The 11,948-nt window shown below is 67.6% G+C and carries 6 protein-coding genes; 4 read left to right on the plus strand and 2 right to left on the minus strand.

What is annotated here, in order from left to right; translation table 11 throughout:
- Window positions 1–7: 7 nt before the first annotated feature.
- A complete protein-coding gene (locus B0293_RS17305) occupies window positions 8–2,107 on the minus strand; it encodes a (Fe-S)-binding protein (protein WP_005164005.1) in 2,100 nt (699 codons plus the stop codon).
- A gap of 23 nt (window positions 2,108–2,130) precedes the next feature.
- Window positions 2,131–2,568, minus strand: a complete 438-nt coding sequence (locus B0293_RS17310) for a hypothetical protein (protein ID WP_077241324.1) — start codon at window positions 2,566–2,568, stop codon at window positions 2,131–2,133.
- Window positions 2,569–2,867: 299 nt separating this feature from the next.
- Here B0293_RS17310 and B0293_RS42825 point away from each other — a divergent pair.
- The 4 genes from B0293_RS42825 (at window position 2,868) to B0293_RS17335 (ending at window position 11,648) form a co-directional block, all read left to right on the plus strand.
- Window positions 2,868–3,688, plus strand: a protein-coding gene (locus B0293_RS42825) for an IS5 family transposase (protein ID WP_407640100.1) whose coding sequence is annotated in 2 segments (ribosomal slippage) — window positions 2,868–3,225 and window positions 3,225–3,688 — 822 coding nt in all. Because the reading frame shifts where the segments join, the coding sequence is not laid out codon by codon here.
- Between the two features lie 467 nt (window positions 3,689–4,155).
- Complete coding sequence (locus B0293_RS17325) at window positions 4,156–4,740, plus strand: hypothetical protein (protein ID WP_005164003.1); 585 nt, start codon at window positions 4,156–4,158, stop codon at window positions 4,738–4,740.
- A gap of 18 nt (window positions 4,741–4,758) precedes the next feature.
- Window positions 4,759–6,768, plus strand: coding sequence for a flotillin family protein (locus B0293_RS17330; protein ID WP_005164002.1), 2,010 nt, complete (start codon window positions 4,759–4,761; stop codon window positions 6,766–6,768).
- On the plus strand, window positions 6,765–11,648 hold the full coding sequence (locus B0293_RS17335; RefSeq protein ID WP_005164001.1) for a DNA repair ATPase: 4,884 nt from the start codon (window positions 6,765–6,767) through the stop codon (window positions 11,646–11,648). Before B0293_RS17330 ends, B0293_RS17335 begins: the two co-directional genes overlap by 4 nt.
- Window positions 11,649–11,948 lie beyond the last annotated feature (300 nt).

The raw sequence follows: 11,948 nt of genomic DNA on the forward strand, positions 1-11,948 counted from the left end.
GTGTGCCTTAAATCTCGGTCGCGGTCCGGTCTCGCTCCTTCACGGACTCCAGCAGGAGCTGGGAGACGTCGCGCACGGTGACGTTCTCGCCACGCTGCTCGCTCTGTCGCTGGACGAGGCCGTCGTTCAGCATCACGCGGCAGAACGGGCAGCCGGTGACGATGGTTTCGGCGTCCGTGCCGAGTGCCTCGTCGACGCGTTCGAGGTTGATGCGCTTGCCGATCTGCTCCTCCATCCACATGCGCGCGCCACCGGCGCCGCAGCAGAGCGAGCGGTCGGCGTGCCGGGGCATCTCGTTGAGCGTGGCGCCGGTCGCGCCGACGAGTTCGCGCGGCGGTTCGTAGACCTTGTTGTGGCGGCCGAGGTAGCACGGGTCGTGATAGGTCACCGGGCCCGCGTCGACCGGTTTGACCGGCGTCAGCTTCTTGGCCCGGACGAGCCGGTTCAGCAGTTGCGTGTGGTGCAGGACCTCGTAGTTCCCGTCCAGCTGCGGGTACTCGCGGCCGAGCGTGTTCAGGCAGTGCGGGCAGGTGGTGACGATCTTGCGCGTGCCCGGTTCGCGGCCCTCGAACACCGCGTTCAGCGTCTCGACGGTCTGCTGCGCGAGCATCTGGAAGAGGAACTCGTTGCCGGACCGGCGCGCCGGGTCGCCGGTGCAGGACTCGTCGGTGCCGAGGATCGTGTACTTGACCCCGGCGAGATGCAGGAGTTCCGCGGTGGCGCGGACGGTCTTGCGGGCGTTGTCGTCGAACGCGCCCGCGCAGCCGACCCAGTAGACGTACTCGACGTCGTCGGCGAGTTCGCCGTCGAAGATCGGCACCTCGAAGCCGAGGTCCTTCGTCCAGGCGAGCCGGTCGGAGTTGTTCTGGCCCCAAGGGTTCCCCTTGGTCTCCAGGTTCTTGAACAGCACGCCGAGTTCGCTCGGGAAGGCCGACTCGATCATCACCTGGTACCGGCGCATGTCCACGACGTGGTCGACGTGCTCGATGTCGACCGGGCACTGCTCGACGCACGCGCCGCAGGTGGTGCAGGACCAGAGGACGTCGGGATCGATCACGCCGCCCGCGTCCTTGGTGCCGACGAGCGGGCGCTCTTCGGGGGCTTCCTTGCCGTCCAGGATGTACGGGGCGCTGTCGAAGAGATGGTCGCGCAGATCCATGATCATGAGCTTGGGGGACAAGGGTTTCCCGGTGTTCCACGCCGGGCACTGCGACTGGCAGCGCCCGCATTCGGTGCACGTGGCGAAGTCGAGCATGCCCTTCCAGGTGAAGTCCTCGATCTTGCCGCGGCCGAAGGTGTCGTCCTCGCCCGGATCCTCGAAGTCGATCGGCTTGCCGCCGGACTCCATCGGCAGCAGCGGGCCGAGCGCGTCCGGGAGCCGTTTGGCGGTGACGTTGACCGGCGCCAGGAAGATGTGGAGGTGCTTGGAGTAGAGCACGATCGACAGGAACGCCAGCATCACGCCGATGTGCAGCAGCAGCCCGACGGTCTCCAGCGGTTCGGTGACCGGAAGTCCCAGCGGTTCCAGGAGTTCCCCGACGCCGAGGGAGACCCACGCGCCCGACTCGTACGGAAAGACGCCGACCGCCGCCGACGCGCCGCGGAAGAGGAACATCGTCCAGATCACGTTGAAGATCATGAACAGGATCAGCCAGGCGCCACCGGTGTGCGACCCGAAGAAGCGTGACGCGCGGTCCTTTCGTTCGGGTGCCTGGCGGATCCGGATGACCGCGAAGACCCCGAGCGAGACGAGCACCGCGACCGCGATGAAGTCCTGGAGGAAACCCAAAACCGCCCAGTGCCCGATGAGCGGGATGTGGAAGTCGTGGTCGAACAGGGCGCCGTACGCCTCGACGTAGACCGACCCGAGGATCACGAAACCCCAGAACGTGAACAGATGCGCGAGCCCGGGTACCGACCACTTGAGCAGTTTGCGCTGCCCGAAGACCTCGGCCAGATGCGTTTTCGCGCGGACGGTCATGACGTCGGAGCGTTTCTCGTCCGGCTGGCCGGACTTGATCAGTTTGTAGAGCCAAGCGGCGCGGCGGGCGGCGAAAGCGAGGCCGGCGACGGTGACGAGCAGACCGAGGATGAGACGAACGAGCACGAGTCCTCCGGGGGAGAATCGGCTCAGTGAGAGCCGGTGTAGTACCGGCACGCCTTGCAGGCGTACCGCATTTTGGCCACTCGCCACCGTTTTCGGTAGGCCTCGAGATGCCCCGGCCGTGGCGGATGCACGCCGAGTCTGTGGTGACGACGGATCCGTCGTCCCGCTTCGAAGAGTTCGGTCGCCAGGCCGAGATAGGCGCGCCTGAGCGCGATTCCCGCGTCCGTGCCGGTGTGGTCGCGGCAGAATCGGTGCAGGAGGGCGAGGTCGGGGAGCCCGGGCGTTGTCGAGCCAGGGAGGTGCTCGACAACGCCCAGCCCTGGATGTCCTGGGGGAACGGAGAATCGGGCGGGGAGTCCACAATGGACGCAGGTGAGGGTGCAGCTCAGGCATCGGGTGACATGGCGGATCCGCCGTTCGCGCTGATCCTCGTCGATCGTCTCGCGAACGTGCCAACCCAAGGGAGCCTCCAAGACCGTGGTGTGTCCTGTGTCACTCTCAATACTGGAGAGTAGGGCTCGCCCGTGCGGTGCGACAGGGCCAACCGGATGGCTTCCGGGCGGCCGGTCGGCGTAACCCTCCGCACCCGGTCGCGCCGCCCGCGCCGCCCGCGCCGATCTCGCCCACACCCCGAGGACTAACGCGTCGGACGCCCCCGGACCCACCAGTCGCATCCAGAGGACTAAGGGGTCCTAACAGAATGATCTCGAGTGTGGTTTGATGTCGTGTTTCGTTGGTCTTCTGGGGAGGGGTGTGCTGGGTGGGGCAGCGGCGTCCGTGGGAGGTCGATGACGGTTTGTGGGAGCGGATTGAGCCGTTGTTGCCGCGTGTGGAGCGTCGGTTCCGGCATCCTGGGCGTAAGCGGCTGGATGACCGTAAGGCGTTGTGCGGGATCATGTTCGTGCTCTATACGGCGATTCCGTGGGAGTTTCTGCCGCAGGAGCTGGGTTATGGGTCGGGCATGACGTGCTGGCGTCGGTTGCGGGACTGGACCGAGGCAGGGGTGTGGCAGCAGTTGCATGAGCTGCTGCTGGCGGAGCTGAATGGGGCGAATCTGCTGGACTGGTCGCGGGCGGCGGTCGACGGGTCGCATGTGCGGGCGTTAAAAGGGGGCCGGAAACCGGCCCCAGCCCGGTCGACCGAGCGCGTGTCGGGTCGAAACACCATGTGATCACCGACGGCACCGGGATCCCGCTCGCGGCCACGCTGACCGGCGGGAACCGGCACGACGTCACCCAGCTGATGCCGTTGATCCACGCGATCCCACCGGTGCGGGGCCGGCCCGGGCCTCCCCGGCGACGGCCACGCCGGATCTACGCCGACCGGGCCTACGACCACGACAAATACCGCCGCCTTGTCCGCGCCGAGGGGATCACACCGGTCATCGCCCGCCGCGGTGAACACCACGGCTCCGGCCTCGGTGTCCACCGCTGGGTCGTCGAAGGCGCCTTCGCCCTGCTGCACTGGTTCCGCCGCCTGCGCATCCGCTGGGAAGTCCGCGACGACCTCCACAAAGGCTTCCTCACCCTCGGCTGCGCCATCATCTGCTGGCGCCGCCTCAAAGCCCACTCATTGTGTTAGGAGCCCTAAATGCGGTGGGCGCGTGGCTGCCTGGGCGGCCGCGCCTCTCGTCCGGTACATGAAGGGCCCCCTTGCTTGCGTCTGGCGCAAGCAAGGGGGCCTTCATGTACTTCGCAAGGAGTGAAGGTCGAGTTTCCTCGGCTGAGCCGAGGGAAGGAGGCCTTCACGCGCAGCCGCTGTGACTGCTGGTGCACCTGGAGCGAACGTGGCGATCCTGAAGGTAGTGAAGGCCTCCTTCGCTACCTTCAGGGTAGGCAAGGAGGCCTTCACGGACACTCGCGATTCCTGCGCCGGCGCCACACACGCCGGGCCGCATTCAGAGGACTAAACGCAGAGGGTGGGCGACCACCGACGGCCACCCCGCACGCTTCCGCACACCGTGACCCACTCGTAGCCGAAAACGGCCCGCCCGGCGTCACGCGCTGGTTATAGTCCTGACCCGGGGTAATGGGGGAGGGAACGACGGGATGGGCGGGTTCGTCACCGCGGCTCTGGGGTTTCCGGCCGTGCTCTTCAGCTTCCTGCTGATCGTGGTGATCGGCTACTGGCTGCTGGCGCTGTTCGGCGGCGTCGACACCGACGGCTTCGACGGCGGCGACGGGCTCCTGGCGGGCTTCGGCGGGGTCCCACTGTCCATTTCGCTCTCTTTGCTGATCGCATTCACCTGGTTCGCCAGCCTGGCAGGAACGGTTCTACTCGATGATCTGGAGCTTTCGACACCATCGAGGATCGGGTTCGGGGCCGGCGTGCTCGCCGTCGCGCTCGTCCTCGGCACACTCGGGACGAGGGTGATCGTGGTGCCCTTGCGCCGGGTATTCGGCCCCGCGAAGGAGCCGAGCAGGCGGGACTTCGTCGGTCGCGCCGCCGTCATCCGTACCTCGTCGGTGACGCACGACTTCGGCCAGGCCGAGGTCGCCGCCGCCGACGGGTCGACGGCCATTGTGGACGTTCGGCAGGCGGGCCGAGGCAACCTGGCGGCGGGCAGCCGCGTAGTTCTCTATGACTACGACTCCGAAGGCGAGTTCTTCTGGGTCGAGTCCTTGGACATCTGAAGCAGAAAAGGAACACGTATGGGTGCCATCAGCGTGGGGGCCGGCGTTCTGATCGCCGTGGTAGTTGTCATCCTCCTGGTCTTGCTCTTCACGATCACCAGGTTGTTCAAAAAGGTGCCGCAGGGGAAGGCGCTGATCATCTCGAAGGTCCGCCGCGTCGACGTGACCTTCACCGGCGCGATCGTCCTGCCGGTGCTGCACAAGGCCGAGATCATGGACACCTCGGTCAAGGCGATGGAGATCACCCGCACCGGCCGTGAAGGCCTGATCTGCCGGGACAACATCCGCGCCGACATCCGGATCTCGTTCTTCGTCCGGGTCAACAAGACCGTCGAGGACGTCATCAAGGTCGCGCAGGCGATCGGCACCGAACGCGCGAGCCACGAGGCGACGCTGCAGGAACTGTTCAACGCCAAGTTCTCCGAGGCGTTGAAAACCGTCGGCAAGCAGCTGGACTTCGTGGACCTCTACACCAAGCGCCACGAATTCCGCGACCAGATCATCCGCGTCATCGGCACCGACCTCAACGGGTACAGCCTCGAAGACGCGGCCATCGACTACCTCGAGCAGACGCCGATGGCGCAGCTCGACTCCGCGAACATCCTCGACGCGCAGGGCATCCGCAAGATCACCGAGCTGACCGCGATCGAGCACGTGCGCACCAACGAGTTCCGCCGCGGCGAGGAAAAAGAGATCACCCGCCAGAACGTGGACGCCCGTGAAGCGATCCTCGAACTGGAGCGGCGGCAGGCCGACGCCGAGATCAAGCAGCGCCGCGAGGTCGAGACCATGCGGGCGCGCGAAGAGGCCGAGATCGCCAAGGTCCAGGCGGAGGAGCGGCTCAAGTCGCAGGCCGCCGATCTGCGCACGGACGAGCAGCTCGGCGTCCAGCACCAGAACCAGCAGCGCGAGATCGAGGTCGCGGGCAAGAACCGCGAGCGCGTCATCGCCATCGAGAGCGAGCGCATCGAGAAGGACAGGCTCCTGGAGGTCATCGGCCGCGAACGCGAGACCGAGCTGTCCCGGATCGCCAAGGACAAGGAAGTCGAGACCGAGAAGCGGTCCATCGCCGAGGTGATCCGCGAGCGGATCGCGGTCGAGAAGACCGTGGCGGAGCAGGAAGAGAACATCAAGAAGCTCCGCGTCGTCGAAGAAGCGGAGCGTCAGCGCTCGGCCACCATCATCCGGGCCGAGGCGGAGGCGCAGGAAAACCTCGTCAAGGACATCAAGGCCGCGGAAGCCGCCGAGGCGGCCGCCAAGCACAAGGCCCGCGAGGAACTGACGCTGGCCGAGGCGCGCCAGCAGGCCGCCGAGCTGGAGACCCGCGCGAAGATCCGCCTGGCGGAAGGTATCCAGGCCGAGGAGGCCGCCGCCGGCCTGGCCGCGGCGCAGGTCAAGGAACGCGATGCGGACGCGTTGGAGAAGGTCGGCCGCGCCGAGGCGATCGTCGCCCGGGAGAAGGCGATCGTGCTCGCCGACGGGATGCGCGACAAGCTCAAGGGCGAGGCAGAAGGTCTCACCGAGAAGGCCGCCGCGATGGCCGCGCTCGACAGCGCCAGCCGCGATCACGAGGAGTACCGCCTGCGCCTGGAGGCCGAGAAGGAGATCCGGCTCGCCGCGCTCAACGTGCAGCGCGAGGTCGCCGAGGCACAGGCCACGGTGCTGGGCATCGGGCTGGAGAAGGCCGACATCGACATCGTCGGCGGCGAGACGATGTTCTTCGAGAAGGTCATCGGCTCGATCGGGCTCGGCAAGAGCGTCGACGGGTTCGTCGAGCATTCGGACGTCGTCCAGACGCTCGGGAAGTCGTGGCTCGACGGCTCCGGCAGCTTCACCGACGACATCGGCAAGCTGCTCGGCTCGGTGAGCACCGAGGACGTCAAGAACCTGACGCTGTCGGCCTTCCTGGCCAAGCAGCTGCAGGCGGGCGGCCCGGACACCGGCAAGGTGCAGGAGCTGCTCGCCATGGCGCAGCGGCTCGGCCTCGCCGACAAGTCCGTCGCCGCCCTCGCCCCCGCGAAGCAGTGACGGCGACCGAACCGGCGGCGGGAACGGAGCAGCTGGACGCGGGCACCTACGAGGTGCTCCGCGCCCGGCTCGCCGCACAGGCCGCCGAACTGGCGAAACGCGCGGACGAACTCAACACCGCGCGGCTCGGGGTCTTCGGCAGCGCGCAGCTCGCGCTGATCGGCACGGAGCGGATCCGCACCGCGAACAACTGCGTACCGCGCGACGTCGTGTCGGTCGGCGGGCGGATGTTGTTCGGCTACAACGTCTTCATCGGGCTCAAACCCGAGACGACGGTCGACGACGTCTTCTCGCTGCACGGCTTCAGTCATGACGACGAAGCCTTCCGCTTCGACGACGTGCCGGCCGAAGAGCTGCCGGGATTGCTGCGTGACGAGCAGTTCGTCCGCGACTTCGCCGAGCTGTACCGGTACTACCGGCAGGCGAAGCTGCTGCAGCTGCGCCGGGTCGAGGGCAAACTGCTCGCGGTCTTCCAGATCGGCCCGCGGACCGAGGACATCCGCGTGCTGCGCTGGGGCATCGCCGCCGACGGCGCGGTGTCCTATGTGGACAGCCGGGGTGAACGCGACCACGTCTTCCCGCCGTCGCACGACTTCGAATGGATCGAGACCAGCCGCGAGCAGCACGTCCTCGGACGGCATCCGCACATCTCGATCGAGGACGAGGTGTTCGTCGAGACCGTCGGCGGAAACCTGACGATCAAGGTCGAGGACAACACCGAGACCGGCGAGGGCGTCTACTCCGAGCCGGTCGACGAGCCGCTGCAGAGCCTCGCCGACGCCGAGGTGTCCTACGCCAGGATCGGTCCGCTGATCCTGCTGCGGATGCTGCCGTACAAGGAGACCGACCACCGGTACCTGGTGTTCAACACCCGCACGCGGAACGTGGTGCGCCTCGACGGGATCGGGCAGGCGTGCCAGCGGCTCCCCGAGGACCACGGCATCATCTTCCCGGGCGGCTACTACCTCGACACGGGTGTCAGCAAGACGTTCGACACCACCGTGGACGAGCTCGAATTCGAGCGCGTGATCCGCTCGCCCAACGGGGAGGACGTGCTCTACGTCTTCCACGCGCGGGCCGAGGGCCGCTCGCTTCTCCTGCCGTACAACGTGATCCGCAAAGAGGTCTCGAACCCGATCCCGTGCCACGGGTACTCGCTGTTCGACGACGGCACGATGGTGCTGTTCCGCGCGCTGTCCGACGAGCCGAGCCGGGTGCACCCGATGCAGGTGTGGCGGACGCCGTTCCAATCGGACACGTACGCCGCGTCGCAGCCGGCCGGGACGGGTCCGCTGGAACGGGTCGGCAACGCCGACCTGGTCCGCGGGATCTCCGACTGCCTGTCGATCGGCCGGATGGTCGGCGAGATGGCGCCGTCGGCGGCGGTGTTCGAGGCGCTGATCGCCGCGTGCGCCAGGGTTTTCGATCACTACCACTGGCTCGGCGAGGCCGAACTCGGTGATCTGCGGTCGCCGCTTTCCGACGTCCGGGTCACCGCGGAGCAGGTGCTCGACGAGTTCGAGACGGTCACTTCGCTCACCGCGCAGGCGGCCGAGGCCGTCGAGGTGGCGGCCGCCGAAACCGCGTCGCTTGTGCGGAAAGTGCGCGGCGAGGCGCTGAACGCGGCCGACGCCTGGGTGCGCAGACTCGCCGAAATGCACCGCGCGCGAGGGCATCTCGTCACCGTGCGGGAACTGCGGTACGTCGACACCGACCGGGTCGACAAGGTCATCGCCGACCTCGACACGGAATTCGGCGAGGCCGCGCAGCGCGCCGTTCGTTTCCTCCAGGGCGAGGACGCGTTCACGAGCTATCACGCCGAGGTCGACAGGCTGATCGAGGTCGCGGGCGCGATCTCCACCGTCGCGGAGGCGGTCCCGGTCACCGAGCAGTTGGACGAACAGTCCGGCGGGCTCGAAGTGCTCACCGACGTCGTCGGCGGGCTGGAGATCGCGGACGCCGTGGTGCGGACGAAGATCCTCGAACGCGTCGGCGAGGTCATCGGCGCGGTCAACCGGGCTCGGGCCACCCTCGACGCGCGGCGCAAGGAGCTGCTGGAGACCGAGGGCCGGGCGGAGTTCGCCGCCGAGTTCGCGCTGCTCGCGCAGGCCATCACCGGCGGGCTCGCGGTCGCGGACACCCCGGACCGCTGCGACGAGCAGCTCGGCAGGTTGTTGCTGCAGCTGGAGAATCTCGAATCGCGGTTCGGCGAGTTCGACGACTTCCTGGTGTCGCTGGGCGAGAAGCGCACCGACGTCTACGAGGCGTTCTCCTCCCGCAAGCAGGCGCTGCTCGACGAGCGGGCACGTCGTGCAGACAGGCTGGTCGATTCGGCCGAGCGGATCCTCACGAGTGTCACCCGCCGGGTCGGCACGCTCGGGTCGGTCGACGAGATCAACACCTACTTCGCCTCCGATCCGATGGTCGCGAAGCTGCGCAGCGTCGTCACCGAACTGCGAGGCCTCGGCGACCAGGTGCGCGCCGAAGAGCTCGAAGGCCGGGTCAAGGCCGCTCGCCAGGAAGCCGGTCGCGCGCTGCGCGACAGGCTCGACCTCTACGGCGAGGGCGGGGAGACGATCCGCCTGGGCCGCAACACTTTCGCGGTCAACACCCAGGACATCGACCTCACCCTGGTGCCGCACGACGGCGGGATGAAGTTCGCGATCACCGGCACCGACTACCGCTCGCCCGTGCGCGACGAGTCGTTCGAGGCGACACGGCCGTACTGGGAACAACTGCTGGTCTCGGAGTCGACCGAGGTCTATCGCGCCGAGTACCTGGCGGCGTCGATCCTGGACGAACAGCCGGAGCTGCCGGAGGCCGACCTGCTGGAGGTCGTCCGGCGCGCCGCGGGTGATCGGTACGACGAGGGTTACGCGCGTGGCGTGCACGACCACGACGCGGCCGCGATCCTGGCCGCGCTGGTGCGCCTGCGGTCCGCCGCCGGATTGCTGCGTTATCCGCCCGCCGCGAGGGCGGCCGCTCAGCTGTTCTGGGCTTTCGGTGCCGAAGAAGCGGCGAAGTCCGCGTGGACGACGCGTGCCGCGTCGCTCGCGCGGGTGCGGGAAGCCTTCGGGCACACCACGGCGATCGACTCGCTGGCGGGAGAGTTCGTCGAGGCGATGGCCGCGTTCGCCGCGTCGTCCGGGCTGGCGCTGGACCTCGAATTCGCCGGTGAGTATCTGTTCGAGGAACTCGCCGACGCGTCGCCGGGATTCGTCACCAGCGGTGGCGCGCGCACGCTGCTCGACAAGTTCCGGCTCGACCGCCGGAGCTTCGCCGAAGACCTGCGCGCCCTCGAAGACCTCGCGGATCGTCACCAGCTCGCCGAAGCCTGGCTTTCGTCCTTTGTGGACTCCGCTGGGATCCCGGGCGACGAGCTGGCGGAAGCCGTCGCGATGGAACTCGCCGATCTGCCGCGCTACGACTCCTCGGCGGAGCTTTCGGCCACTGTGGACGGTCTGCTCGGTTCGCATCCGCGGATCGTCAACCGGTCCCTGACCCTGCGGCTCGACGAGACGCTGGCCAGGACGCGGCGGTTCCGGCGTGACCGCGTGCCGGGTTTCCGGGCGTACCAGCGGCAGCGCAACGAACTGGTGGCGGCCGAACGGGACAGGCTCCGGCTCGCCGAGTACAAGCCGAAGGTGATGAGCGCCTTCGTGCGCAACCGGCTGCTCGACGAGGTTTATTTGCCGTTGATCGGCGACAACCTCGCCAAGCAGCTCGGCGCGACCGGCGACGCGCGACGCACCGACCAGTCCGGTCTGCTGCTGTTGATCTCGCCGCCCGGGTACGGCAAGACGACGCTCATGGAGTACGTCGCGAGCCGCCTCGGGCTGGTGTTCGTCAAGGTGAACGGACCGGCACTTGGGCACGAAGTCACGTCGGTGGACCCGGCGGACGCGCCCAACGCGACCGCGCGGCAGGAGGTCGAGAAGATCTCGTTCGCGCTGGAGCAGGGCAACAACGTGCTGTTGTACCTGGACGACATCCAGCACACGTCGCCGGAACTGTTGCAGAAGTTCATTTCGCTGTGCGACGCGCAGCGGCGGATGGAAGGCGTGTGGGAAGGCCGCACGCGGACCTATGACCTGCGCGGCAAGCGGTTCGCGGTCTGCATGGCGGGCAACCCGTACACCGAGCAGGGGAAGCGGTTCCGGATCCCGGACATGCTCGCCAACCGCGCGGACGTGTGGAACCTCGGCGATGTGCTGTCCGGTAAGGAAGAGCTGTTCGCGCTGAGCTACATCGAGAACTCGCTCACCTCGAACACCGTGCTGGCGCCGCTGGTCTCGCGGGAACGGTCCGATGTGGACGTTCTCGTGCGCCTGGCCCGCGGCGACAGCGCCGTCCGGGCGGATCAGCTGAAACACGCGTACTCGGCGACCGAACTGGAGCAGATCCTCGCCGTGCTGCGAAAACTGATCCAGGTGCAGCGGATCGTCCTGAAGAACAACCAGGCGTACATCGCTTCGGCCGCGCAGGCGGACGCGTCGCGGGTCGAACCGCCGTTCCAGTTGCAGGGTTCGTACCGGAACATGAACAAGCTCGCCGGGCGGATCGTTCCCGCGATGAACGACGCAGAACTGGAAGCGCTGATCGACGACCACTACGCCGGTGAGGCGCAGACGCTCACCTCGGGCGCGGAGGCCAACCTGCTCAAACTGGCCGAACTGCGCGGACGCCTTGGCGCCTCGGAGGCGCAACGGTGGGCGGACGTGAAGGCGGCTTACCTGCGCGCGCAGGCGCTCGGCGGGGACGACGAAGACCCGATGAGCCGGGCGGTCGGCGCCATGGGGCTGCTGGCGGACCGGGTCGGTGCGGTGGAAGCGGCCATCGAGCGCGCTTCCGAACGGATGGTCGTTCGGGACGTCATGTAGGGCGGCCGCAGGGCGTTGCCGGAAATCGGCGACGCCCTGTGGTGCCTGCGTGATCGGGAACTGTCGGTGGTGACGTCGTGAAGGGCCCGTTGCCGGAAATCGGCAATTCCTTGTGCTGTCTGCAAGATCGAAAATTGTCGGTGGTCGGTCGTATGGTCGTCGGGTGGACACACACGAAGCCACCGTTGTGGCACTACTCAAAGAACTCACCGAACCCGCAACCCTGGAGTCGGTCAACGCTGCTGTCTTTTCCTTGGACGACAGCGATTGTGTCGCTGTCGCGAAGGCGGCGTCGGCGGG

It is taken from the genome of Amycolatopsis azurea DSM 43854, assembly GCF_001995215.1.
Taxonomy (GTDB): Bacteria; Actinomycetota; Actinomycetes; order Mycobacteriales; family Pseudonocardiaceae; genus Amycolatopsis; species Amycolatopsis azurea.